This window comes from Actinoplanes sp. TFC3 (assembly GCF_001553785.1).
Classification (GTDB): domain Bacteria; phylum Actinomycetota; class Actinomycetes; order Mycobacteriales; family Micromonosporaceae; genus Actinoplanes.
Map to the genome: position 1 here is coordinate 488,164 of NZ_LOJP01000001.1, position 24,771 is coordinate 512,934.

Below are 24,771 nucleotides of genomic sequence, written 5' to 3' on the forward strand. Positions count from 1 at the left end.
GGGTGGCGAGAGTTGACAGGAGCGCGCGTCATTGATTGTGTTCGATGCACGTGCTTACCGACGGGAGCCCCCGATGTCGTGGATCTCCGCAGCCGCCGTTGCGGCCGTGCTCGCCCTCCCAGGACAAGTTCCCGCAGCGGCCGCCCCGGCTGCGGCGCCGGCCGGGCCGCGAACGGCCGCCGAGGTGTACCAGTACCTGGAGAACCCGCAGCTCACCGGCGAGGGCCAGGAGGAGCCGCACGCCGACCTGCGGCCGTACCCCGATGCCCGGTCCGCGGCCGCCGACGTCACCAGCCATGACGCGCCGAACCCGGAGGTGCGCTCGCTCAACGGCGACTGGCGGCTGAAGATCTACGACCGGCTCGACGACGTGCCCCCGCAGTTCCACGACGCCGGGTTCGATGCCGCCGCGTGGCCCACCGCGAAGGTGCCGCACACCTGGCAGTCGGACTTCATCGACCACCCGATGTTCCGCAACATTCCCACGGACATCGTCCCGGACGACCCGGCGAAGGTCCCGCATGACATCAACCCGACCGGCGCCTATCTTCGGACGATCGATCTGCCCAGGAACTGGTCCGGTTCCCGGGTCTTCCTGCGCTTCGAGGGTGTGACCAGCAACTACCTGGTCTGGGTCAACGGCGCTTACGTCGGCTACGACCAGGGCGGCTATACGCCGGCGGAGTTCGACGTCACCGAGCGGCTGCATCCGGGCCGCAACAGCCTCGCCGTGCAGGTGCACCGCTGGGGGTCCGGGGCCTACCTCGAGGACGTCGACCAGTGGCGCTACAGCGGCATCTTCCGCGACGTGTGGCTCTATCGCACCCCTCAGACGCGGCTGCGCGACGCCTACCTGACCACCCACGCATCGACGCTGAGCGCGCGGGTGGACGTCGCGGGTGCCGCCGGCGATTTCACGGTACGAGCAAGCTTGCGCGACGCCAAAGGCCGCAATGTCACCACAGCCAGCGCCCGCACCGGCCCCGGCCGCGTCACGCTCACCGCCCCCGTGGCGAACCCCCTGCGGTGGAGCGCCGAGGAGCCGAACCTCTACACGCTCGTGCTGCAACTGCTCGACAGCCGAGGCAAAGCCGTGCACACCACCGCGCAGCCCGTCGGTTTCCGTGACATCGAGGTGCGCGACCGCCAGATCCTCGTCAACGGCAAGCGCATTCTGATCAAGGGCACCAACCGCGCCGAAACCGATCCGGGCACCGGCCGCCACGTCACCCTCCAGGCCCAGCGCGACGACGTGTTCCTCATGAAAAAGCTGCACCTCAACGCCGTACGGACATCGCACTATCCCTCCGATCCTTATCTTTACGACCTCGCCGACAAGCACGGTCTGTGGATCGATGACGAGGTCGACATCGAGACGCACAACCGCGAGTCGTGTCCCTCGGTCTGCCTCGCCGACCGCCCGGAGTGGCAGGCCGCGTTCGCCGACCGGTTCCGCGCGATGGTCGAGCGCGACAAGAACCACCCGAGCGTCATCTTCTGGGACACCGGCAACGAAGCCGGCCTCGGCGCCGCGCACTACGCGATGGCCGCCTGGGCCGATGCCAACGAGCCGACCCGGTTGCTCTACCACCAGTCCAACAGCCCCGACGGCGACGCCCCGTACGCCGATGTCGACGGCCCGCGCTACCCGACCCCGGCCCGGCTGGAGAACCGCACCCTCACCAGCAGCAAGCCGATTGTGATGGGCGAGTACGCCCACGCCATGGGCAACGGCCTGGGCAACTTCGACCAGTTCTGGGCCCTGGCGCGCAAGTACCCGTCGATGCAGGGCGGCTTCATCTGGGACTGGGCCGAGCAGAACCTGCGCCAGCCGCTGGTGGTCACGCCCGACTCGGCGAACGGCATCCAGAGCTTCTTGGTCGGTAAGCCCGGCACCGCACCCGGGCATCGCGGGCAGGCGATCAAGTTGTCCAGCCTCGATGACTTCGTCGACGTCTTCCGCGACAAGCGCCTCGACCTGACCGGCCCGCTCACCCTCGACACGTGGGTGCAGCCGGGGGAGTGGGCCGGCAGCTTCCCGATCCTGACCAAGGGCCAGGCGTACGGCCTGCAGATGACCGACCGCGACACGCTGGAGTTCCGCGTCGACGGCACCAGCGTCACTGCGGACGTACCCGCCGATTGGTACGGCGCCTGGCATCGCCTCACCGGTGTCTACGACGGCACCGCCGTACGCCTGCTCATCGACGGCACGCAACGGGCCACGGCCCCGCGCAGTGGCCCGGTCGACGCCGGATTGTGGGAAGTGAACCTGGGCCACAACGCCGAAACCCAGCAGGACAACGATTTGTGGAATGCCCGGCTGGGCCGCGGGCTGATCGACGACGCCCGCATCTACGCCAGGGCGCTGACCCCGGCCGAGCTGAGCACCGGCCTGGCCCGCGATGCCGTGCTGGCGTTGAACTTCGACACCTACCAGCGCCGCGGTGACTTCCTCAGCCTCGGCATCAGCCTGTCGGGCACCGACGGCCTGGTCGGCTCGGACCGCTACGTGCAGCCCGAGACCACCGAGATGGCCTGGGCGCAGGCCCCGATCCGCTTCACCCGCACCGGCGACACCATCACGGTGCACAACGAGCAGCAGACCGGCGCGTTCGCCGTCACGCTGCGCTGGAAGCTCACCGAGCAGGACCGTACGTTGCGCAGCGGCAGCCGCAAGGTCCGCCTCGAACCCGGCGCGACCTACGAGCTCAAAGGTGTTTCCAAGCCCGCGAACCCGGACGACCGCGAGCGGTTCCTGAGTGTTTCCGCGGCCAGCGACACCGATCACGCGTGGGCCCGGCGCGGCTGGATCGTCGGGTGGGACCAGTTCGCAGCCGGCGGGCACGCCGTTCCCGGCATCCTGCCACCGCCGGTCGCCGGGGCGCCGGCGCTGACCACCAGCGGCGAGCGGATCACGGTGTCCGGCAACGACTTCACGTACCGCTTCGACGCGGGACAGCTCACCTCGATGCGTGCGTCCGGGCGTGAATTGCTGCACGGCGCCCCGGCGCTGGACGTCTATCGGCCGCCGACGAGCAACGAGACGTACGACTGGGGCACCGACGACCGCCGGGTCTGGCACGAGACTGGCCTGGACAACCTGCACACCACCGTCACCGGCGTCACCACCCGCGCCGAGGCCGACGCGGTGGTGGTCGAGGTTCGCAGCACCGCGGCCGGCAACGGCATCTCGTTCGCGCAGACCATGGAATACCGCATCGACAAGCGCGGCACGATCACCCTGGCCCACGACGTCGTGCCGTCCGGGCCGCGGCTGGCGAGCCTGCCGTACCTGCCGCGGGTCGGCATCGCGGTGCCGGTGCCGGATGCGTTGCGACGCTTCGCCTATTACGGCCGCGGCCCGCAGGAGAACTACAACGACCGGCACAGCGGCTCCCCGATGGGCGTTTACACCAGCACAGTCGACCAGCAGTATGTGCGCTACTCGCGTCCGCAGGCCAACGGCAACCACACCGGCACCCGCTGGGCTTCTCTCACCGATGGTCGCGCCGGTCTGCTCGTGGGCGGCACGCAGGACGTCAGCGTCAGCGCCTACGACAACCTGGACCGCGCCGAATACGACCACCAGCTCCCGCTCGTGCGCAACCGGGGCTGGAACACCCTGCACGCCGATGCCGGTGAGACGGGCATGGGCGAGACCCCCAACTCGGTTCTCGCCCCCTACCGCCTGTCGCCGACCACGCCGTACCACCACGAGCTGGTCCTGCGCCCGTTGACCCGCAACGAAGCGGCGGCCGGAGGCGTACCGGATTCCACCGCTCCAGCGCCCTGCCCGCCCGGCCTCACGGTGACCGCGCCGGCCGAGATGCAACCCGGAAGCTCGGTGCAAGTTCAGGTTCCGGTCCAGTCGCGCTGCGCGTCCGGTCTTCAAGACGCCACGGTACGTCTGCAAGTGCCCGAAGGCTGGACAGCGACCCCGGCGTCGGTGTCGCTGGGCGCCATCACCGATCAGGAAACGGCCACCTTCACCGTGTCAGCACCGGCGGGACTCGACATCGGGACGTACCCGCTGACCGCCACGGCCGTGACCACCACCCCCACCGGCTTCCGATCCACTACCACCGCGACCACCACGATCTCGGTGCCGTTGCCCGCCGGCTGGGCCTGGCTCAGCGACCGCCCCTACACCCCGGTCACGAACGGCTGGGGCCCGGTTGAGAAGGATCGCAGCAACGGCGAACAAGGCGCCACCGACGGCAACCCGCTCACCATCGCCGGGACCGCGTACGCCAAGGGCCTCGGCGCCCACGCGGCCTCCACCGTCCGGGTTCCTCTGACCGGCTCCTGCACCCGGTTCCGCACCGACGCAGGAGTGGACGACGAGACCGGCAGCGGCGGCACGGTGATCTTCGAGGTGTGGCTCGACGGGGTGCGCAAGTATGCCTCGGCCACGCTCACCGGCGCGGACGGGGCCCAGCAGCTCGACCTCGACGTGTCCGGCGCCACCACCATGGAACTGCGGATAACCGACGCCGGTGACGGCAACGGCAACGACCACGGCGACTGGGCCAATGCCCGCCTCGCCTGCTCCGCCGGGTAGCCGCTCCCAGGAGGGGGTGAGCCGCCGGGTTGCTGCTCGGCGGCTCAAGCAGTGCGGATGGCGACCGCGGGGTGGGCGTGCGGTGAGGCGGTGCCGGCCTGCACGAGGTGCCGCACGGACAGGGCTTCCACCGTTGCCGCGGCGGCTTCCCGGCGCAGGTCGTCGGCGGTGCGGCGAGCCAGGTAGGCGTCGTGCCAGGCGGCGTCCTCGGCGGCCATCGACCGGTGGTGCTCGGCGCGCAGGTACGCCGCGGAAGCCACCAGCACAGCGAGTTCCTGGTCGAACGGGTGCAGGGTGGCGTCCCAGCCGCGCCCGGCCAGCGCATCGGCCACCGCGGAGGCGGGCAGCTCACCACGTTCGGCGGCGGCGCTGACCGCCTGGTGCAGCCAACGCTCGCGGGAGGCGTACTCGGACGGGCTCGGCGTGGTGTACGGGTTGCGGAACGCGGCGGCGCTCAGGGCTCGCTCCAGCCGGGACTGTCCGTCCTGCCAGTCCAGCCAGGTCTGCTTGACCCGGGCTTCGGCGTCCGCGCAGTGTTCCTGCCAGCGCTCGGCCCCGCGTTCGGCGCGCTCGGCGGCAACGTGCAGCTCCCCGGCGTACCGGAGGACCTCCTCGGCCTCACGAACCCTGCGGCGTCGCTCCTCGCGCAGGGCGCGCACGGACCTCGCGGTGTGCAGCAGGGCGAGGCGGGGGCGGCGCAGGCCGACCGGGCTGGCCAGGACCATGAGGGCGGGCAGGGCGAGCAGGATGAGGGCGCCCCAGATGGCGACGGGGGCGGGTTCGCGCAGCAGCATGTCGGCAACGATGTTCATGGCGGGATTCCGTTCGGTTCGGATGGTCTCGGGAGGGGCGCGGCGCCAGTTCCGGCGGCACGGCGCGGGCATCGGCTTCAGCGAAGCGGCTTCAGCGGCGCGGCGCCGGCTTCAGCGGCGCGTGAGATCAAACGAGAGTGAACGGAGGTGCGCGGGAGCTGTGGGCTCCGGCGCTGTGCTGCGCGAGCAGCTCTTGGTGCTCGAATGCCGGCGGGGGTGTGGTGCCCGGGCCGGCGGGGAAGCTCACCGGCGCGGCTTCGGCGACTGTGGCCTGGCCTGCGGCGTTGCTGGCTGCGGCGCCCGCAGCGTTGCCGGACCTGGCCTTCGCGGCGGCCGAGGCGGCTGTGCTGTTTTCCCACGCTCCCGGCGAGACGGCCGTCGCGCTGTCGACAACGGTCGTTGCGGCGACCCAGCCCGGCGCAGAGCCGGTAGTCGCCGCCAGGCCAAAACCAGCGGCCGCTCCCGCGTCAAAGCCGGTGTTCGCTCCCGCGCCAAGGCCGCCAAGAAGCAGCGCGAAAAGCACAGTCAACGTCCGCTGCATCAAGCTGCGGGCGAGGACGGGAGCCATGGTTGCCACCTTATCCGATGAGGACCGTCCGAAACGTCGGTGAAACGGGTGCGTGCGAGGTGGGCGCCTCGCCCCCACCCGGCTGTTCACGGTGCTGTCGCGCTTCTTCGATTTCGGGAGCGCTCCCAGCGACAAGCTTGAGGTGCTCGTCGATGTGCGCCAGGGCTGGGCCTAGGTCGTCGCGGTGCAGGTCACGGTCGGTGTGGCGGCCGTACCGCTGGCGATGAAGCCGGAGGAGGTCCGCCCGGCTGCGGCCAAGCTGCCGTGGTAGTAGGCGTTCGCGGTGGTCACCGTGCTACCCGAGGTGGACATGGTGGAGTTCCACGATGGGGTGACCCTGGGAGCGCCGGCGTGGGCAAGATTGACCTTTCACGACGTGATCGGCACGCTGCCCAGCGTTCGAAGCAGCCGTAGTTGCGCGCGGCTGGGCCGATGGCGTTGCCGTGCGCGGCGGCCGGTCCGGAAGCGCGTCGGCGTGCTGCGTTCAGCAGCGCCAAACCAATTCAAGGATGTCAAACTTGCCGGAACGTCCGCAGCGCGCCGGTTCAGCCTCGAACCGGCGCGCTGCGGTGATGCGTGATCTCAGCGATCGGCGACCGCGCTGCGCCGCCGGGTCAGCAGCAGGCCGAGGGCGATCATGCCCAGGCCGAGCAGCAGGTGCAGCCAGTCGTCGGCGGTGTTGAGCGGGACGAAGTTGGCGCTGCTGTCCTGGCCCACGATCAGCCCGTACAGCCACAGCACCAGGTAGATCGCACCGCCGCCGATCAGGAACGCCCTGGCGCCCTCGGAGGTGCGCGCCAGCGCCAACCCGACGAGCCCGAACAGCAGGTGCACGATGTTGTGCAGGATTGACACCTGGAAGATGCCGAGCAGGTGGGCGTCGGAATGATGCCCGGCGAACGCCATGTCGCCGTAGTTGGTGGTGATCCCCGGAATGAACCCGAGAATGCCGACAAGGACAAAAACGATCGAAACGGCGAGCGCTGCGGTACGGACCGGAGTGCGCGCGGCCGCCATGCCGCCCGCAGTCGATGCGGTAGCCATGAACCTTCTCCTTCCACAAGGGAGTCCGCTGCTTGCCCATTGCGGTGGTCACTAAACGGGCGTATCTCCTCAATATGAGACGCGCGTCACAATATTGTGAGAGCCGGTCGGGAAGGTTGATCGTCCTGCCGGTTGTCATCGTGGACTGGCGCCGACGGGGGCGCGGGGGTTGGCGCGGGTGGCGCCTGGGCTTGTTGCGGGGCTGAGGGCGTTGCTGTTGCGGGGATTGCGGTGACGGGTGGCTTCTGGGGCGCGGCCGGCGTGGTGGTTTCCTGCCGCTGGGTGGTTGCGGGGGCGGGGTCCGGCTGGGTGGTTGAGGGTTGCGGCGCGGAGTTGAGGGACTGTCGCGGTGCGGTGTTGGCGGCCTTCTGCGAAGTGGTGGTGGCGAAAGGGGCCGGGCTCGGGGTCAACGACGGGGTAGTGGTGGGACGCGTGCGGTTGAGGGATTGGATGGCGGCGGCGGGGCTGCCGGCGGGGGGGGGTTCTGCGCCGGCGGGGGCCCCCCGCCGGGGGGGGGGGGGGCCATGCCCTGGGGGGGGGGGGGGGGGTTTGTTTATAAAGCGGTTGAGGGATTGGATGGCGGCGGCAGGGCTGCCGGCGGGGGCGGTTACTGCGCCGGCGGAGCTCACTACGCCGGCGATGTAGTGGTCCATGACCTGGGTGGCGGTGAGGAGTTTGTTGTAGAAGGCCACGTTGCTGAGCTGGCCGGCGAAGAAGCTGCTCGCCGGGCCGTTGGTCTTGGCGGACAGGTCGCCCATGTAGCCCATGCGCCAGTAGCCGTTGGTGACGTACGAGCCGCCTTCGGTGTTCGACTGGAACAGGGTGCCGTCCAGGTACAGTGCCATTCCGGCTGACGACTGGGTGGCGATGACGTGGTGCCAGCTACCGTCGTTGTAGCGGGCGGTGGTGGTGAGGTACGTGTCGTAGCCGATGCCGATCAGCACGTTGGTCGCGGTCTGGAACGAGATGCGGCCGTCGTTTGTCAGGAACACGGTGCGGTCGTACAACGTCGACGACCCGGTCTGATTCTGCGCGTAGCCGGTGATCAGGCCGCCGCGGGTGCTGGTGGTCCTGAACCAGGCTTCCTCGGCGTACGGCATCGGGTTGTTCTGCTGCAGCGGCGTGGTCACGTACCCGGTGGCACCGTCGAGCGTGACGCCGGCCGAGCAGGCACCGGCCGGGTCGGCGGTGAGGGCACCGACGAACGTGCCGGTGCGGTTGAAGCCGGAGCTGTCGGCGGCCGAGGTGGCCCCGGCCGGGTCGTTGAGTTTGTAGTACTCGATCGCGGTGTCATCGAGGGCAGCGGCGGCACACGTGTAGTACCTCGGGGACTTGGCGACCTGTGCGCTGCTGTACGTCGCCTGGTTGCCGAGCGCGTCGGAGATGCGATACCGGTACTGGTAACACGTGTTGCTGGCGACCGTGGTGTCGGCGTACGGCGAGGTGGACGGCGTAGCGATGGTCGAGAACACACCGTACGCCCCGCACACCCCGGCGGTCATCGGAGCCGCCGCCCGCTGCAGCAGCCCGCTCGACGCCGCCACCCCAGAACCCGAGTCGCTGCCGGCCACCCAGGTCACCGGCACCGAGGGGCTGGTCAGGTAGCCGCTGGTGTAGCTGATCGAGCCGCCGGCCGGCGGGGTGCTGTCGCTGGTGTAGGTCAGCGTCGTGGCGGTGGTGTTGCCGGCAACGTCGGCGGCGGCCACGGTCTCGGTGGGCGTGCTGGTGGTGCCAGCGGTCCAGGAAAAGGCGCTGGAGACGTACGGTCCACCGGCCGGGGTGCTGACCGTCGACGGGGTGTGCGCCCAGCCTGCGGTGGTCCCGGCCAGTGCGGACGTACGGCCGGAAGCTGGTCCTGAATTGCTGTCCGAGACGGTGGTGGTGAGCGTGAAGGACCCGGCTGTGCTGCCCCGGTAGTAGACGTTGGTTCCGGATTGCACGGCGTTGACGGCACTGCTCAGCGTAACCGTGGAGCCAGGGGGAGTGGCATCGATGGGTACGGACCGGCTGGCCACCGCCGAGGCGTTACCCGCCGCGTCGGTCGCGAAGTAGCGCACGGTGACGGTGCTGGCGACGCTGAACGGGCCGGTGCAGGTGCTCGCCGTGCCCGAGACGCTCGGGTCGGTGCCGTCGGTGGTGTAGCGGATCGCGGCCACGCCCGAAACGGCATCGGTGGCCGACAGCGTGACCTGCACCGGCGAAGTGGTGATGTACCCGGCGCCGTTGGGGTTCTGCGACAGGGTGGCCGACACGGTGGGGGCGACGCTGTCGACGATGATGGTGGTGCTGGCGACGCTGCCGTTGACGCCGGTGACCGTGATGGTGTGGGTGCCCTGGGTCATGGCGGGCAGCGTGAGGCCGTTGACGGGGGCTGTTCCGGTGGCCCCGACCACGGTGGGGGTGCCGGTCAGCGTGGTGGTGCCGTCGAGCTTGTAACTGATCGCCTCGTTCGCGCCGAAGCCGCTGAGGGTGCCGGTGGCGGTAGCCGGGAAGGGACCGCGGTAGTAACTCTGCGCGAGCGTGATTGCCGGGCCGCTCAGGTTGACCGTGTTGCTCAGGCCGCTCTCGGCGCCGACCCAGTTGGTGCCCAGCACCGGGATCACGCTGTAGCGCCAGGAGCCCTGCGGCACGCTCAGCTCGGTGCAGGTCAGCGTGGTCTGCGTGCCCGTGCAGCCGGTGGTCAGGGTCTGCGCGGCCAGCGTGCCCGAGTCGTAGCGCTTGATCCGGTAGCCGTCGACCGGGGTGCCGTTGGACAGGGTGACCGCGCTCCACGACACGGTGACCACGCTGGCGGAGTTCTTGAGCGCGGCGGGGGCGACCCCGGCGTTGATGGTGGCAGCGGTCGACCGGCCCGCGGAGCCCACGGTGGCCGGGGCACTCCAGTACGCCCATGCGGCAGCGCCCGCCACGACGAGCCCGCCGGCGACCAGCGCCAGCAGGACCATCGGGCGGCGAACCCGCGCGTCGGCCATGTCGAGTACCTCCACAGCTCCTTTCGGCCACCGCGGAGATCATCTTTGGCCCTTTTCCGGGCTCGGCTGTTGTCCACTGCGGCCGAGGGCTCGGTGCAGTCGGGGGATGACCGCGCTGATCAGGGGTGCAGGCGGCGGTACTGGCTGCCGTGGAAGACCAGCGGGGGCACGGCCGGGTCGGCATCCAGGTCGTGCACCCGCAGCAGCACGATGTCGTGGTCACCGGCCGGGATCTCGCGTTCGATCGAGCAGTCCAGCCAGGCGCTCGAACCCTCCAGCAGGACCGCGCCGTCCTGGCTGGCGCGCCAGCTCAGCGCGGCGAACCGGTCGGCGACTTGCGCACTGAGCTGGCGGCCCACGTGTTCCTGATGGGCGCCCAGCACGCTGACGCCAAGCCGGTTGGCCTCGCGCAGCCGGGGCCAGGTGGTCGAGGTGCGGGCGACGCAGACCGACACCATCGGCGGATCCAGCGACACCGACACGAACGAGTTGGCCGCCAGGCCCGTGGGGGCGTCGCCGACCAGCGCGGCAAGCGCGGTGACCCCGGTGGGGAAGGATCCGAAAACGCGCCGGAGCTGACGTGGCTCAAGGGCCGACCGCATGACCATCCGGTACTCCTTCCCCGCTGACCCCACGCTAAGCCGGGGCCCCGCATGTTGCAAACTCGATGGGAGAACTAGGGATCCACGTCACGCCAGGCCACGTCACGTCAGGCCCTGCCGCGCCAGGCCCTGCCGCGCGGCGTCACGTCACGGGGTTGTCACGCCAGGGCGCGGTAGTGGCCGAACAGGGTTCGCTTGCGCAGTTCGAAACCGAGCGACTGGTAGAGCCGGATGGCGTTCGCGTTGCCCGCCGAGGTGTGCAGGAACGGCGTCTCCCCGCGTTCGCGAATCCCGTGGGCCACCGCCCGCACCAGCCGGGTGGCCAGCCCCTGCCCGCGACGGGCCGGGTCGGTGCACACCGCGCTGATCTCGGTCCAGCCGCTGGGGTGCAGCCGCTCCCCGGCCATCGCCACCAGCGCGCCCTCCCGGCGAATACCCAGGTAGGTGCCCAGCTCGATGGTGCGCTGCCGGAACGGTCCGGGCTGGGTGCGGGCGATCAGATCGAGGATTTCCGGTACGTCCGCAGCGCCCAGCACCACCGCTTCACGATCCGGGGCGGCCCGCAGGTTCACGTCCACGAACTGGGTGCCGCCGATCGTGGCGACCACCTCCCACCCCGGGAACGCAATGTCCGGCCCGCCCGCCACGCTGATCTCGGCCCCCGGCCCGACCAGCTCGGCCAGGTCGGCCCAGGCCTGCGGGTCGGCCGGGTCGGCGAGGGCGTGAAACGGCGCCACATCGCTCTGGTAGCGGGCGGCCAGCCCGTGCGTCTCGGCGAACCGGGCGTGCACCCCCTGCAGCGAGGACCAGGCCGCCTCGTCGAGCACGCTGCTCACTTGTTCTCCAGCGGCAGGCCGGGCGGGTTGATCTCGATGGTGGCGACCGCCTCGTTCGACAGGTTCCAGCGAGCCAGGATCTTGGCGTAGTCGCCGGACCTGACCAACTCCTGCAACGCTGCGCCGTACGCCTTGATCAGGCCGTTGTCCTTCTTCGTGGTGATCGCGATCTTGCCCTGCAGGCTGGCCCCGGCGCCGGAGTAGGTGCCGACCACCTCGGTCTCACCGGACACCGCGGCCCGGTAGGCCGACCCCGGGTTGGGTCCTAGGTACGCGTCGATCTGCCCGGAACCGATGGCCAACTGCACCGCCTGGCTGGTCTGGTAGTACTTGATGTCGACCGGCTTGAGCCCGTCCGCGGCGGCCTGCTTGCTCCACTCGACCAGGATCTTCTCCTGGTTGGTGCCCGAGCCGACCGCGATCTTCTTGCCGGCGACGTCCTTGGGGCCGGTGACCTTCCAGGTGGCTCCCTTCTTGGCCTCGAACGCCAGGTTGTCCAGCCGGTAGGTGGCGAAGTCGTACTTGGCCTTGCGCTCCTCGGTGACCGTGATGTTCGAGGCGCCCAGGTCGTACTTGCCGCTGTCCAGGCCGATGAACAGGTTTTCCCACGAGGTGTTGTCCAGCTGCGGCTTGAGCCCCAGCACGCCAGCGACGGCCACGGCGATGTCCGGTTCGCTGCCGATCAGCGTCTTGTTGTCGGTGGCGGTGAACTCCAGCGGCGGTGCTCCCGAGCCCGCCGCGCCGACGCCGATGTGCAGCGTGCCGGCCTGGCGGACCTTCTCCGGCAGCAGCGCGGCGATGCTGTCCACCTTCGCGGGCACGATCCGCTGCTGATCCGGGCTGTCGTTGATCTGCACCGCTGGGGCTCCCGCCGCTGCGGGTCTGGGCTTCTCCTCGGGGGCGGCGCAGGCGGCCAATCCGGTCAGCAGGACGGTGGCGGCGAGGGCGGAACGAATACGCACAGCAACTCCGATCATCAGGCTAGAACTGCGGAGAGGAACGCCCGGGTACGGTCATGGCTCGGCCGGTCGAGCACCTGCGACGGGGGACCGGCCTCGACGATGCGGCCGCCGTCGAGGAACACCACGGTGTCGGCGACCTCGCGGGCGAAGCCGATCTCATGGGTGACCACGATCATCGTGGTGCCGGCGCGGGCCAGGTCGCGCAGCACGTCGAGCACCTCGCCGACCAGCTCCGGATCGAGCGCCGAGGTGGGCTCGTCGAACAGCACCAGCTTGGGTCGCAGGGCCAGGGCGCGGGCGATGGCGACGCGTTGCTGCTGACCACCGGACAGTTGCCGCGGGTAGGCGTTGACCTTGTCGGCCAGTCCGACGCGTTCCAGCAGTTCGCGGCCGAGCCGGTCGGCGCCGGCGCGGGTCCGGCCCAGCGCGGAGACCGGCGCCTCGGTGACGTTCTGCAACGCGGTCAGGTGCGGGAACAGGTTGAAGCTCTGGAAGACGAACCCGATGTGCGCGCGCTGTTTGAGGATGTGGCGCTCGCCCAGTTCGTACAACTTGTCGTCGCTCTGGCGATAGCCGATCAGCTCGCCGTCCACGCGTACCGTGCCGCGGTTGACCTTCTCGAGGTGGTTGATGCAGCGCAGCAGCGTGGATTTGCCGGAACCCGACGGGCCGAGGATGACCGTCACCGTGCCCGCCGCGACGCTCAGGTCGATGCCGCGCAGCACCTCGTGCGCGCCGAACGACTTGTGCACACCCTTGATCTCCACCATCGGCGCGCCCACCGGGTCGCTGATGGTGTCGCTCCCCGCGCTCATCGGGTGGCTCCCCGGGCGAAGTAGCGCTCGACGTAGTGCTGGAAGAACGACAGCACCGCGGTCAGCACGACATACCAGACGGTGGCGACCATGAGCAGCGGCACGACCCGGCCGTTGCGCCCGTAGACGACTTGGACCTGGTAGAACAGCTCGCCGATGGCCAGCACGTAGACCACCGATGTGCTCTTGAGCAGGTTGACCAGCGAGTTCGCGGCGCTGGGCAGGATGGCCCGCATGGCCTGCGGCAACAGGATGCGGCGGAACTGTCGCAAGCGGGGGATGCCCAGCGCGGCGGCGGCTTCGAGCTGGCGCTGGTCCACCGAGATGATCCCGGCCCGCACGATCTCCGCGGCGTAGGCGGCCTCGTGCAGGGTCAGCCCGAGCAGCGCCGCCCCCAGCGAGCCGATCAGGTTGATCGTCGGCACCTCGGCCAACCCCGGCCCGAACGGCACCCCGAACTGCAGCGTCTCGTAGAGATAGCCCAGGTTCGCCCAGAACAGCAACTGCACGATCAAGGGCACCGAGCGGAAGATCCAGATGTACGTCCAACTGACCGTCCGCAGCACCCGGTTGCCCGACAGGCGCATCGGGGCCAGGATCACGCCGATCAGGAACCCGAGCAACGCGGCGGCGAAGGTCAGCTCCAGGGTGACCAGCAGCGCGTGGATCACCGAGCGTTCGAAGAAGTAGCCGGCGAACGTGGGCCAGTCCCAGCCGGGGTTGGTCACGAGCCCGTGCACCAGCTGCGCGACCAGCACCAGGACGGCGGCCACGGACAGCCAGCGCCACGGATGGCGCTGCGCCACGATGACCGGCTCGTCGGGGATGGCAACCGGTTGCGGCGGCGGGCTCGCGCTGGGCGGCCGCGCCGGGGACACGAGACTCATGCCGAAGACGCTAAGCGCGGCAAGCCATACCGCTCAATGCCTATCGAATATATATGTTTAACGAGCTGGTGAACGACGGGTCACGAGTTTCACACCGTGACCCGCTGAGCTTCGTTACTCGGTGAGGGCGGCGGCTGTGCGGCTGACGTGGTGGTGCAGCAGGGCGGCGGCCCGGTCGGCGTCGCGGGCCAGGGCGGCTTCTTCCAGCGCGCGATGCTCGGCGCTGCCGTCGCGCCCCGGGCTGCTGACCACCGACCAGCGCCGGGCGAGTTCGCTGGCGGTCCAGAGCCGGTCGAAGGTGTCGAGCAGGACATCGTTGCCGCAGGCTTCCAGCAGTGTGCGGTGGAATCCGCGGTGAGCCTGCGACCAAGCGTCGCTGAAGTGGCGGTCGCCGTCGCGTTCGTACACCGGGGTGCCGGCCAGGCGATGCTGGGCCGCCCGCACCCGGGTCTCCCACTCCAGGTCACCGCGCTCGATCGCCAGGCGCAGCGCGGCGGGCTCGATGGTGGCGCGGGCCTCGGCGAGTTGCTGCCAGCGCTCGGCGCCGGTGGCGGGTACGGCGAACCCGCGGTTGGGCAGCCGCTCGGCCAGGCCCTCGCCGACCAGCCGCAGCAGTGCTTCGCGGGCCACGGCCAGGCTGACGCCGTGGGTGGTGGCGAGTTCCTGCGGTTTGAGCGGTTGCTGCGGCGCGAAGTCACCGTGCAGCACGGCTGATCGCAGGGCGGCGTACACACGCTCGGACGGCTGAGGGGTCACCGGCCCATCGTACCGGGATAATCGATTATGCTTACTCGGCGGTGGCGCTGCTCAGGAGTAGCCCTGGCCGGCGGTGATCAGGCGGCCGGTTCGACCCGGTTGGGCAGACCCAGGCCGGGGAGTTCCGTCTTCTCCTGAAGGATCGTGAGCCCCTCCGGCCAGTCGACGGTGACCGCGCCGGTCGCACCGGGCGGCGTGATGCGCATGCGTTGCGGCTGCCACGCGTCCTGAGCGTCGGGCAGTACGTGCACGCGAACCGTGGTGGGCGCTGTGGTGCCGCTGGTCAGGGTGAGCAGCGGGGCAGTGCCGGAGTGCGGCAGCGAGTACGAGCGGTCGAACGACCCGCCGGCCGGGCCGGTCAGCTCGACGGCCGGCGTGCCGTCGAGCACGCACGACGTGGTGGTCATGTTGGTCAACTCGATGCGCAGGTTCTCGAAATACTCGGCGCCCTTGCTGTACATGTCGCCCTCGTGCACCGCCACGGTGAGGTCGACCGCCGAGCACCGGCCCGGAACCGTCGCGGCATGCGCAACGGAGGCAACGGTTGCCCCGGCCGCCAGCAGAAGCCCCGTCGTCACTGCCAGCACTGGTACGCGCATCGCCCGGATCCCCTCGCCCCCGGCCGGGCCACCGTGGCCCCGCTCGTGGCAATGACGCTAGATCCCGGCGGCAGCGGTGTGCTCACGGATTCGTGCCACGACGCGCATTGACGACGTTCCGACAAGGTTCAGACTGATGACTATCAATATATTGCGCTGACCGTCCTGACCGCCGGCCCGGACTCGCAGACCCCTGCGGCGCGAAGGCGTCGATCAACGCACCAGCATCGGCAGACCGACAAAGGCCACGCCCGTGCCCAGCAGCAGAACGACGATCAGGTACGCCCGCAGCGCCGGGGGGCACAGACGCCGCACAGCGCCCCCGGCCGCAATGATGGCCGGCAACAGCACACCGTCGTGAACGAGCAGAACGGCGATCAGGAACACCAGCACGCCGGCCTTGACGTCGCGATCGCCCCAGGCGCCGCCGGCCGCGTACGCCAGGATCAGCGCGCCTGCCCCGATCAGGGTGCGCCGCACAGCCCTCACGACGCGGCCCGGATGGTGATCGCGCCGACCCACTTGGTCTGCAGCACCCCGGGACGATTCGGCGCGATCAAACGTGCGGGCCAGCCATGATCGGGGTGCAGGGGCTCGCCGCCCAGCCGCACAGCGATGAGCGTGAGCGGGTCCCGCAGACGCGGCGGTGCCACCATGCTGGCCCGGTAGCGACCGTGCGCCTGCAACGACTCGACGTGGGCCTCGGCCCGGCGGGGATCGGCGCCGGTGAGCTCGGCCAGAACCTGCAGCCGGACCCCGGTCCAGAGCCCCGTTGAGCTCCAGCCCTCCACACAGCTGATCGGCAACTCCACGGTGTGCTGGGCCATGGCTTCCAGGTCGGCCAGGCGCAGGCTGAGGGTGCGCGCCGGTCCGGTCACGATGAGCCGGTACGCCTCGTGCCCCCGGGCGATGGTGATCCCGGCCGCGGCGGCGGTCCGGTTGACCGGCACGCGCTGCGGTCCGCTGCGGGGCCGGCGCGGGGCGAGCAGGGACACCGGGGCCAGCGGCGCCGCCGTCTGAACCTCCGTGGCGACGGTGACGACGCCGGCCGCAGCCGCCACGGTGCCCAGAAACCCCCGCCTGCTCAGCGCCGTACCCGCGGCGACCTCCGGCGCCGCAGAGGTCAGGGCCTCGCGGATCACCGGCAGCTGCACGCCGAGATGGATGAGCAGGGCACCGATGGCCAGCCAGGCCGACCAGTAGTGCCCGGCGGTGAAGAAGAACGGCATCGGCTGATACCAGCGCGCGACATTGAACACGCCGCTGACCACTTGGAACAGCGCCGCAGCAACCAGCAGGGCCACGGTGGCGCGTTCGGTTGCGTGCACGACCGAACGCACCGGCGGCCAGACGAACAGACGCGGGTGGACCGACCACAGCTTCGCGCCGAGCAGCGGAACGCATGCCAGCCCGGTGGCGACATGCATGCCCTGGGTCAGGCGGTAGAGCCCAACCGGCCGCGAGGGCCACCAGAACCAGGCCGGGGGATGCTGGATGAGATGGCTGAGCAGCCCGGTCAGGAAGCAGACCAGAAACGCCGTGCCGAGCGCGACGCCGAGCAGGCTCGTCAGCCGCGCCGACCGGGTCGTCGCCACCGGCGGTCGCGACACAGCAGAGCGCAGGAACGCGGCGATCCGGGTCAGGCCGCGGCAAGCGTGGCGAACCATCGGGTGCCCTCCGTCCAGGTGTCGAGCACCGTGAGCCCGGCCGCATCGGCCGGCGCGACCAGGTCGTCGATCGACAGCACCGCCCACTCGAACGCGGTACTCGCCACGCCGCCCGCGCAGGCGATGCGTGCGGCACCGGCCCAGCTGCGGGTTCCGGGCGGTGCGAGCTCGGCGTGCAACCGGCCACCGGCACCGAGCAGCTCCCGGCACCGGCGCAGCAGCCGCAGCGGGTCGCCGCCGATGCCGATGTTGCCGTCGGCCAGCAGCAGATGCCGCCAGCGACCGTGGCCGGGAAGCGAGGCGAACACGTCGCGGCGCAACGCGGTGGCGCCCCACGAGCGGGCCAGCCGGACGGCCTCGGCGCTGATGTCGATGCCGAGCGCCGGATGCCCCAGACGGTTGAGCACCCTGGTCAGCCGGCCCGGCCCGCAGCCGACGTCGAGCGTCGCACCGGCGCAACGCTGCAGCAGCGCGCGATCACCGGGCAGGTGGACGCGGAACCAATCGGCCGCGTCCAGCCGGTGCGCGACGCCCACGTCGTCGTGCACGATCAGCGGAGCCGGTTGCCCGGTGGCCGCGCGGGTCAGAGCCGCGTCGAAGACCCCACCCGGCGCCGTGATCATGAAACCACCGCCGCGAACCGGCTGCCGGGCGCGCACAGCCCGGCAACCACGCCCAGATCGCCGGCGGTGTCCACGTCGCGTAGCACGGGCATTGCCGCCACCTGCAGACCCTGCCCTCGCAACGCGGTCAGCGTGAGCTGCCCGGTTTGCGCCGTGGACATCGTCACCTCCCGCAACACCGCCGCCCTCGCGGGATCGCGCAACCCGAGCAGCCACCACCCGCCGTCCTCGGCCAGGCCCAGGACCGCGTCTGCCGTCCCACGAGTGAGCCGGTGCGCGGCTGTCTCGAGCAGCTCGGGGGTGACCTGCGGGGTATCCATGCCGATCAGCACGCTCGCCACCCCGGTCCGGGCGCTGTCGGTGAACCCGGCGGCGAGCCGGTTGCCCAGCGTGCCACCACGCTGGTCAACACGCCGCCAGCCCGGGGGCGCGGGCATGTCCCCGTCGATCAGCAGCACCCGATCGGCGGCCGTGGCGGCGTTCACCGTTCGCACGGTGTCGGCGAGGGCGGCAGCGGCGATCCGGGCGGCTTGGCCGGGCGTACAGGGCGGGCACAACCGTGTCTTGACCCGGCCGGGCACCGGTGTTTTCGCCACCACCAGCAGCTGAACGCTCATCCGGCCAGCACCCCGCGCATGTCCCGGATGGCGCGCACGGTCCCGCGTACGCTGCCGGTGACCTTCGACCGTGTCCCAGCCGCGCGCCGGTGATAGTCCACCTCGACCTCGGTGACCGTCCAACCGGCCCGGGCGGCGCTGAGCAGCAGCTCCAGCGGGTACCCGAAGCGGCGGTCGCGCAGGCCGAGCGCGAGCAGATCGTCGCGGCGGACGGCACGCATCGGGCCGATGTCATGCACGGCGAGCCCGGTGATGCGGCGCAGCCGGTGGGCGAGCAGCGCGTTACCGGCCCGAGCGTGCACCGGCCAGGCTCCGCGTCCGGCCGGACGGCGCCGGCTAACGGCAAGGTCCGCCGCTGCTGCGCGTACCGGATCGGCCACCCGGGGCAGCTGAGCCGGATCGAACGAGCCATCCGCATCCATCACGCACACCACGCCGTCCACCGGGTCCGCGGCAACAATGCCAGCGTGCACGGCGGCGCCATACCCGGGCTGCGGCACACTGACCACCCGGGCGCCCAGGCTGCGGGCGATGGCAGCCGAGCCGTCGGACGACCCGTTGTCCGCGATGATCACCCGGTACCCGGCCGGCATCCGGGCGAGCAGCGCGGGCAACGCCTCGGCCTCGTTGAGACAGGGAAGAACCACATCGGTCATGACGGCGAACGTAGGCGCCCGCACGGGCGCCGGGGGCCCGATCCGGCCTTACCGAATGCTTACGGCTGCCGCCGGCCGGCGCCGCCGGAGCCCGGGCGCCCCTACGGTCGGTCGTCATGACCCACATACTCGTCACCGGCGGTGCCGGCTTCATCGGCTCGCACGTCACCGCCGCGCTGCAGAGGGCCGGCCACCACGTCAAGGTGCTCGACATCGCCGAAGACCCGTGCTCCGACATCCGGGACCCCGCAACGGTTGACGCGGCGCTGGACGGCATCGACGTGGTGGTGCACCAGGCGGCGAAGGTGGGCATGGGCGTCGACCTCAGCGACCTGCCGGACTACGTGAGCCGCAACGACCTGGGCACCGCGGTGCTGCTCGCGGCGATGGCCCGCGCCGGGGTGTCCCGCCTGGTGCTGGCCAGTTCCATGGTGGTGTACGGCGAAGGTGCGTACGCCTGCCCCGCGCACGGCCCGGTCCGCTCGGCCGCACGCACCGTCGCGGACCTGACTGCGGGCCGGTTCGAACCGCGGTGCCCCGGCTGCGGCTCGGCGGTGATGAGCGAGACGGTCAGCGAGGACGCCCCGCTCGACCCCCGCAGCGCCTACGCGGCGACCAAGGTGGCGCAGGAGCACCTGAGCGCGGTGTGGGCGCGGCAAACCGGCGGCAATGTGGTGGCGCTGCGCTACCACAACGTGTACGGGCCTGGGATGCCGCGGGACACGCCGTACAGCGGAGTGGCGGCGATCTTCCGCTCGGCGCTGCAGGCCGGACGGGCGCCGCAGGTCTTCGAGGACGGGGGACAGCGCCGCGACTTCGTGCATGTGTCCGATGTGGCGCTGGCCAATGTGGCTGCGGTGCGGGCCAGTGGGTCGGGGGTGGGCGGGCTGCGGGCGTACAACATCGCCTCAGGTTCTCCGGCGACCGTGGGTGAGATGGCGACGGCCCTGGCCGCCGCCTCGGGAGGCCCGCAGCCGGTGACCACCGGCGAGTTCCGGCTCGGCGACGTGCGCCATGTGGTCGCCTGCCCGCAGCGGGCGGCCGGCGAACTCGGATTCACCGCCCGCATCGGCCTGGCCGAGGGCCTGGCCGGTTTCGTGCACGCGGCGCTGCGCGGATGACGCCCCGGCGGGCCGACCTCACGGCCGCCGGTGCCGCCCTCGCCCTGGTCGCGCTCGCGTCCGCGGTGGCCGCCGTGCTTCATCTGAGCGGGCGTTCCGTGCATGCCAGCGCGGCGCCGTTCACCGCGGTGTGGCGTCCGCACGCCGGGCCGGGCACGCCGCTCACGCTGATCGTTGCGGCTTCGGTCATCCGGTACGGTCCCCGGCTCGCTGCCACGCTGCCGTGGCGCCGGCTGCTGCTGAGCACCTACGGCGCCGCGTTCGCCTGGATCGTGGCGCTGGCATTGGTCGACGGCTGGCAGCGCGGAGTGGCCGGCCGGCTCACCACCCGCCATGAATACCTGAGCCAGGTCGCCGGCGCGGGGCCGGTGCCCACCCTGCTGCGCGGCTTCGCGAACCGGATCGCTGACTTCCAACCGGATTCGTGGACCACGCACGTCGCCGGTCATCCCCCCGGTGCGTTCCTGGTCTTCGTCGGCCTCGACCGGATCGGGTTGCGCGGTGGGGCGTGGGCGGCGTGCGTGTGCATGGCGGTGGCGGCGCTGGCGGCTGTGGCCGTACCGGTGACTCTGCGGGCGTTGGGCAGCGAAAGCGACGCCCGCACCGCAGTGCCGTTCCTCGTGCTCTTTCCCGGCGCGGTGTGGCTGGGCGTGTCCGCCGACGGTCTGTTCACCGGCGTCGCCGCGACCGGCTTGGCGTTGCTCGCGCTCTGCGTGACCCGCCGGGCCGTCCTTGCGGGACTCGCCGCCGGCTTACTGCTGGGTTTCGCTGTCTACCTCTCGTACGGTCTCACGTTGCTCGGCGTGCTCGCGCTGGGGGTGCTGCTCGCTGCTCGGCGACTGCCGCCGTGGCCGGTGCTCGCCGGGGCCGGCATCGTGGTGCTGGCGTTCACGCTCGCCGGGTTCTGGTGGATCGAGGGGTATCAGCAGGTCACCGTGCGCTACTACCAGGGCATTGCGCGGCTGCGGCCGTACGGCTACTGGGTCTGGGCCAATCTGGCTCTCGTCGTGGTGAGCGCTGGTCCCGCGTCGGCAGTGATGCTGCGCCGCGCGGCGCTCAACCCCCGGCGCGGGCTGCTGGCGCTGGCCGCACTGACCGCCATCCTGCTCGCCGACCTGTCGGGCTTCAGCAAAGCCGAGGTCGAGCGCATCTGGCTGCCCTTCCTGGTGTGGCTGCTGGCCGGCGCGGCCCTGCTGGCGCCGGCCACCCGTCGCGGCTGGCTGATCGCTCAGGCCGCGGTGGCCATCCTGGTCAACCACCTGCTGCTGACCACGTGGTGAGGAGCCGTAAGAATTCCGAAAGATCTCCCGCGGCAGCCGCTGGGTAGCCTCGTGACGTGCCCCATGTCCTCGTCGTCGACGACGATCCGACCGTCAGTGACGTGGTCCGCCGCTACCTCGAACAGGACGGCTGCCGGGTCCGGCTCGTCGGCGACGGCCCCGGCGCGCTGACGGCTGCCGCGGCCGAACGCCCCGACCTGGTGGTTCTGGACCTGATGATGCCAGGCCTCGACGGGCTGGAGGTGTGCCGCCGGCTGCGGCTGCTCGACTCCGGGCTGCCGGTGGTCATGCTGACCGCCCTGGGGGAGGAGGCCGACCGGGTGCTCGGCCTGGAGGTCGGCGCGGATGACTATGTCACCAAACCGTTCTCCCCGCGCGAACTCGTGCTACGCATCCGATCCGTGCTGCGCCGCGGCCCGGCACCGGTGAGCACGGCCGTGCTCACCGACGGCGAACTCAGGGCCGACACCGGCCGGCGCACCGCCCACCTCGCCGGGGCGCCGCTGACCCTGACGGTGCGCGAGTTCGACCTGCTCGCCTTTCTGATCCGTCACCCGGGACGCGCGTGGTCGCGCGCGGAGCTGCTCAGCCGGGTGTGGGGCTGGGAGTTCGGCGACCAGTCCACTGTCACGGTGCATGTCCGGCGGCTGCGCGAAAAAATCGAGGCCGACCCGGCGCAACCCGCGCGCATCGTCACCGCCTGGGGTGTCGGCTACCGCTACGAGCCGGCGCAGCCATGACGGATCTTGTGCTCATCGGCATGTACGCCTTGCTGGCCGGCGCGGTTGTGGCCAGCGCCGGCGCCCTCGTCCTGCGGCTGCTGCACAAACACTCGATTGCCGTGCACGTCGGCGTCCTGCTCGTGGTGACCGTGGCCGCGGTGGCGGCCGGAGTCGCCACCGTGGCCCAGGCCATGTTCCTGTCCGCGCACGACCTGCAGGTCGTGCTGCTCACCGTCGCCGCGGCGGCAGCGGTCAGCCTCGTCGTCGGTGTCGCTTTCGGCCGCCGGCTCGCCGCCGCGGCCGTCTGGTCCGCCGAAGCCCGCGAGCGGGAACGCCGCCTGGAGGCCGGTCGCCGCGAACTCGTCGCCTGGGTCTCCCACGACCTGCGCACGCCGCTGGCCGGACTGCGCGCGATGGCCGAGGCGCTGCAGGACAGCGTGGTGACCGACGCCGCCACCGTCGCTGATTACCACCGGCGCATCCGCGTCGAAACCGACCGGATGACCCACCTGGTGGACGACTTGTTCGAGCTTTCCCGGATCAACGCCGGCGCGCTGCGGCTGACCCTGTCGCGGGTGTCGCTCGCGGAGATCGTGTCCGACGCGCTGGCCGCCACGGCACCGCTGGCCGCTACCCGCCAGGTCCGGGTCATCGCCGCGCAGACCGGCTGGCCGACCGTGCTGGCCAGCGAACCCGAACTCGCCCGGGTGCTCACCAACCTGCTGGTGAACTCGGTACGCTACACCCCGCCGGACGGCAGCGTGCACATCGAAGGCGGGCACGACCACGGCGCCGCCTGGCTCGCAGTGTCCGACACCTGCGGCGGCATCCCCGAGGACGACCTGCCCCGCGTCTTCGACGTAGCGTTCCGCGGCGAACGCTCCCGGACCCCTGCCCCGGCCGGCACCGGCGGGGGCGGGCTCGGCCTGGCCATCGTCCGGGGCCTGGTGGAAGCCCACGGCGGCCGGGTGGGCGTGGGCAACACGGGCACCGGGTGCCGCTTCATCGTCCATCTCCCCGGCTAGATCCTGTTTCGCTGGGTTACCGGTCGCCGCGATTGAATTGTCCGTTTTCCGGGTTGCTTGCCCACTCTTGGTTCAGAACGCCATCTGGCGGCGCAAGAACGGCGGGATCAACGCCGGGTCGGTCATGACGGCTGCGTCAAGCGCATGGTGGCAGGAGCAGTCCGCGTCAACCTCAAGGCCGGCGATTGTCGCGGCGAGCACGGTGCGCGCGGTGGCCAGGTTGGCGCGCATGGTTTCGGCAACAAGGCCGACGCTGACGGTCTCGGCCGTCTCGTGCCAGCAGTCGTAATCGGTCACCAGGGCGAGACCGGCGTAGCAGAGCTGGGCTTCGCGGGCCAGGGCGGCTTCGGGCATGGCTGTCATACCGATGATGTCCAGGCCCCAGGAGCGGTACAGCCTCGACTCCGCCCGGGTGGAGAACTGCGGTCCCTCGATGCAGCAGTAGGTGCCGCCATCCACGACGCCGGGGCTCGGGGAATCCGCTCCCGCCGGGTCCATGGCGCTCTTCACCAGGTCCTGGCGAAGGCTTTGGCAGAAGGGCTCGGCCATCGCCACATGCCCCACCACGCCGTCGCCGAAAAAGGTCGACGGCCGCACCCCCTTGGTACGGTCAACGATCTGATCCGGAACGACAAGCGTGCCGGGCGCCAGCCGCTGGGTGAGGCTGCCCACGGCGCTGATCGCCAGCACCCGGCGGACACCGAGTTCGCGCAGCGCAAAGATGTTGGCCCGGTACGGCACCTCGCCGGGAAGCAGACGATGCCCGAAGCCGTGCCGGGACAGAAAAACCACCTCGCGACCCGCCATCCGGCCGGTAAACAGGGGCCCACTGGGCGCACCGTACGGCGTCGGCACGTCAACAGTCCGCGCGCCGATCATCGTGTCCAAGGTGTACAAACCGCTGCCGCCGATGATGCCGATGGACGTCATGTCGCCTCCCGCCTGCCGCTGCTGGTGCGGTCACGCTATCCGCGGGCGTGGCTCCGGGCGGCGGCCGGCGGTCGGGCTTCCCTGGTTCGTAAGAACTCCAGACCGGCTCCGGCGCCATGTGACGTGGCGCAGGCGCAGCGTTCGTGCGGTGGTAGGACGGGCCAGGACGGCGAGGCCAGGCACGGGGCGGTGACTGAGGTGATCACCGGCCAGGGCCGGCCGGCACCGAGATGAGCACGAGGGTGAACAGCCTCAGGAGATCGCCGGGCAGCGAATCGCCGGTGACGACCGCCACCACCGTGCAGCCGGGCTGAGACGGTCCGGTATACGGACAGTAAGGGTGAACCTGGATGTCGTCGCCCACGTCACCCGGGCCGGGCTCGGGCGCAGGGGTCCGGAGGCGGGGGCTCTACCCTTGACGGCGTGACTGACGTAGAGGACGCCGTTGAGATCGAGCCCGGCACTGAGCTGATCGAGCCCGGTCCCGAGCTGATCGCCACCCACTACCTGACGAGCATCGACGACGTCGTGGAGCACCTGCGGGCCGCGAGCCAGCTGGGGCTCGGTGTGCGGGTGCGCAGCTATCTCGAGCAGGACGAGGACGGCGAGACGCTGGCCGAGCGCTGGGAGCTGGAACTGCTCACCACCTCGCCGGTGCATCAGGACGAGGAAGCCGGGCATGCAGACGATGCAGTGGCCCAGGCCGAGTGACG

25 protein-coding genes and 1 pseudogene are annotated in these 24,771 nt (G+C 70.9%); 7 read left to right on the forward strand and 19 right to left on the reverse strand.

The window, feature by feature from the left end; all coding sequences use genetic code 11:
- Positions 1-73 precede the first annotated feature (73 nt).
- Positions 74-4,564: a glycoside hydrolase family 2 gene (locus tag TFC3_RS02230; RefSeq protein ID WP_067494877.1), complete on the forward strand. Its 4,491-nt coding sequence runs from the start codon at positions 74-76 to the stop codon at positions 4,562-4,564.
- 44 nt (positions 4,565-4,608) lie between these two features.
- On the opposite strand, the gene TFC3_RS37715 is transcribed toward TFC3_RS02230, so the two are convergent.
- Both TFC3_RS37715 and TFC3_RS02240 read right to left on the reverse strand, forming a co-directional pair.
- A complete protein-coding gene (locus tag TFC3_RS37715; RefSeq protein ID WP_067494881.1) occupies positions 4,609-5,376 on the reverse strand; it encodes a hypothetical protein in 768 nt (255 codons plus the stop codon).
- Positions 5,377-5,503: 127 nt separating this feature from the next.
- Positions 5,504-5,944 carry a hypothetical protein gene (locus tag TFC3_RS02240; RefSeq protein ID WP_067494884.1) on the reverse strand — a complete coding sequence of 147 codons (441 nt, stop codon included), beginning with the start codon at positions 5,942-5,944 and terminating at the stop codon, positions 5,504-5,506.
- Positions 5,945-5,996: 52 nt separating this feature from the next.
- On the opposite strand from TFC3_RS02240, the gene TFC3_RS39940 reads away from it, so the two are divergent.
- On the forward strand, positions 5,997-6,119 hold the full coding sequence (locus TFC3_RS39940; protein ID WP_255363740.1) for a hypothetical protein: 123 nt from the start codon (positions 5,997-5,999) through the stop codon (positions 6,117-6,119).
- On the opposite strand, the pseudogene TFC3_RS35245 reads toward TFC3_RS39940, so the two are convergent.
- From TFC3_RS35245 to TFC3_RS02310, 15 genes and pseudogenes are all read right to left on the reverse strand, one after another.
- Positions 6,116-6,295 (reverse strand): annotated as a pseudogene (locus TFC3_RS35245) (cellulose binding domain-containing protein); the annotation flags it as partial. The gene TFC3_RS39940 and the pseudogene TFC3_RS35245 sit on opposite strands and share 4 nt — an antisense overlap.
- A gap of 231 nt (positions 6,296-6,526) precedes the next feature.
- Positions 6,527-6,988 (reverse strand): DUF4383 domain-containing protein, encoded by a 462-nt coding sequence (locus TFC3_RS02245; protein WP_067494887.1) that lies wholly within the window; start codon positions 6,986-6,988, stop codon positions 6,527-6,529.
- Between the two features lie 86 nt (positions 6,989-7,074).
- The gene (locus TFC3_RS40145) at positions 7,075-9,975 is read right to left on the reverse strand and encodes a LamG-like jellyroll fold domain-containing protein (RefSeq protein ID WP_067494890.1); all 2,901 of its coding nucleotides are present in this window, start codon (positions 9,973-9,975) and stop codon (positions 7,075-7,077) included.
- A 104-nt stretch (positions 9,976-10,079) separates the two neighbouring features.
- The gene (locus TFC3_RS02255; protein WP_067494893.1) at positions 10,080-10,568 is read right to left on the reverse strand and encodes a flavin reductase family protein; all 489 of its coding nucleotides are present in this window, start codon (positions 10,566-10,568) and stop codon (positions 10,080-10,082) included.
- A gap of 152 nt (positions 10,569-10,720) precedes the next feature.
- On the reverse strand, positions 10,721-11,389 hold the full coding sequence (locus tag TFC3_RS02260) for a GNAT family N-acetyltransferase (protein ID WP_201787220.1): 669 nt from the start codon (positions 11,387-11,389) through the stop codon (positions 10,721-10,723).
- A 5-nt stretch (positions 11,390-11,394) separates the two neighbouring features.
- On the reverse strand, positions 11,395-12,360 hold the full coding sequence (locus tag TFC3_RS02265) for an ABC transporter substrate-binding protein (RefSeq protein ID WP_067494898.1): 966 nt from the start codon (positions 12,358-12,360) through the stop codon (positions 11,395-11,397).
- 14 nt (positions 12,361-12,374) lie between these two features.
- On the reverse strand, positions 12,375-13,175 hold the full coding sequence (locus tag TFC3_RS02270; RefSeq protein WP_067494901.1) for an amino acid ABC transporter ATP-binding protein: 801 nt from the start codon (positions 13,173-13,175) through the stop codon (positions 12,375-12,377).
- Positions 13,172-14,062: an amino acid ABC transporter permease gene (locus tag TFC3_RS02275; protein WP_067494904.1), complete on the reverse strand. Its 891-nt coding sequence runs from the start codon at positions 14,060-14,062 to the stop codon at positions 13,172-13,174. The genes TFC3_RS02270 and TFC3_RS02275 overlap by 4 nt, the downstream gene beginning before the upstream one ends.
- A gap of 114 nt (positions 14,063-14,176) precedes the next feature.
- Complete coding sequence (locus TFC3_RS02280) at positions 14,177-14,818, reverse strand: GntR family transcriptional regulator (RefSeq protein WP_067494907.1); 642 nt, start codon at positions 14,816-14,818, stop codon at positions 14,177-14,179.
- A 77-nt stretch (positions 14,819-14,895) separates the two neighbouring features.
- The gene (locus TFC3_RS02285) at positions 14,896-15,417 is read right to left on the reverse strand and encodes a DUF4232 domain-containing protein (protein WP_067494909.1); all 522 of its coding nucleotides are present in this window, start codon (positions 15,415-15,417) and stop codon (positions 14,896-14,898) included.
- 213 nt (positions 15,418-15,630) lie between these two features.
- Entirely contained in the window at positions 15,631-15,906 is a 276-nt protein-coding gene (locus TFC3_RS02290; RefSeq protein WP_153040066.1) for a hypothetical protein, read from the reverse strand.
- Positions 15,903-17,084 (reverse strand): molybdopterin-dependent oxidoreductase, encoded by a 1,182-nt coding sequence (locus TFC3_RS02295; RefSeq protein ID WP_082771820.1) that lies wholly within the window; start codon positions 17,082-17,084, stop codon positions 15,903-15,905. The genes TFC3_RS02290 and TFC3_RS02295 overlap by 4 nt, the downstream gene beginning before the upstream one ends.
- Positions 17,057-17,707, reverse strand: a complete 651-nt coding sequence (locus TFC3_RS02300) for a bifunctional 2-polyprenyl-6-hydroxyphenol methylase/3-demethylubiquinol 3-O-methyltransferase UbiG (protein ID WP_067505791.1) — start codon at positions 17,705-17,707, stop codon at positions 17,057-17,059. Before TFC3_RS02300 ends, TFC3_RS02295 begins: the two co-directional genes overlap by 28 nt.
- Positions 17,704-18,324 (reverse strand): TIGR04282 family arsenosugar biosynthesis glycosyltransferase, encoded by a 621-nt coding sequence (locus TFC3_RS02305; RefSeq protein WP_067494915.1) that lies wholly within the window; start codon positions 18,322-18,324, stop codon positions 17,704-17,706. Before TFC3_RS02305 ends, TFC3_RS02300 begins: the two co-directional genes overlap by 4 nt.
- Positions 18,321-18,980: a glycosyltransferase family 2 protein gene (locus tag TFC3_RS02310; RefSeq protein ID WP_067505788.1), complete on the reverse strand. Its 660-nt coding sequence runs from the start codon at positions 18,978-18,980 to the stop codon at positions 18,321-18,323. The genes TFC3_RS02305 and TFC3_RS02310 overlap by 4 nt, the downstream gene beginning before the upstream one ends.
- 116 nt (positions 18,981-19,096) lie before the next feature.
- Here TFC3_RS02310 and TFC3_RS02315 point away from each other — a divergent pair, with 116 nt between their 5' ends.
- Genes TFC3_RS02315 through TFC3_RS02330 form a run of 4 tightly spaced genes read left to right on the forward strand, consistent with a single transcriptional unit; the run spans position 19,097 to position 23,128 of the window.
- On the forward strand, positions 19,097-20,101 hold the full coding sequence (locus TFC3_RS02315; protein ID WP_067494918.1) for an NAD(P)-dependent oxidoreductase: 1,005 nt from the start codon (positions 19,097-19,099) through the stop codon (positions 20,099-20,101).
- A complete protein-coding gene (locus tag TFC3_RS02320) occupies positions 20,098-21,381 on the forward strand; it encodes a hypothetical protein (RefSeq protein ID WP_067494921.1) in 1,284 nt (427 codons plus the stop codon). Before TFC3_RS02315 ends, TFC3_RS02320 begins: the two co-directional genes overlap by 4 nt.
- A 56-nt stretch (positions 21,382-21,437) precedes the next feature.
- A complete protein-coding gene (locus TFC3_RS02325) occupies positions 21,438-22,121 on the forward strand; it encodes a response regulator transcription factor (protein ID WP_067494931.1) in 684 nt (227 codons plus the stop codon).
- A complete protein-coding gene (locus tag TFC3_RS02330; protein ID WP_067494934.1) occupies positions 22,118-23,128 on the forward strand; it encodes a sensor histidine kinase KdpD in 1,011 nt (336 codons plus the stop codon). Before TFC3_RS02325 ends, TFC3_RS02330 begins: the two co-directional genes overlap by 4 nt.
- A gap of 72 nt (positions 23,129-23,200) precedes the next feature.
- Here TFC3_RS02330 and mtnP read toward each other — a convergent pair whose 3' ends face one another.
- Both mtnP and TFC3_RS37720 read right to left on the reverse strand, forming a co-directional pair.
- Complete coding sequence (gene mtnP, locus TFC3_RS02335; RefSeq protein WP_067494937.1) at positions 23,201-24,058, reverse strand: S-methyl-5'-thioadenosine phosphorylase; 858 nt, start codon at positions 24,056-24,058, stop codon at positions 23,201-23,203.
- A gap of 202 nt (positions 24,059-24,260) precedes the next feature.
- Complete coding sequence (locus TFC3_RS37720) at positions 24,261-24,422, reverse strand: hypothetical protein (RefSeq protein WP_161952516.1); 162 nt, start codon at positions 24,420-24,422, stop codon at positions 24,261-24,263.
- Positions 24,423-24,481: 59 nt separating this feature from the next.
- Here TFC3_RS37720 and TFC3_RS02340 point away from each other — a divergent pair, with 59 nt between their 5' ends.
- A complete protein-coding gene (locus tag TFC3_RS02340) occupies positions 24,482-24,769 on the forward strand; it encodes a hypothetical protein (RefSeq protein WP_067494940.1) in 288 nt (95 codons plus the stop codon).
- The last annotated feature ends 2 nt before the right edge of the window (positions 24,770-24,771 follow it).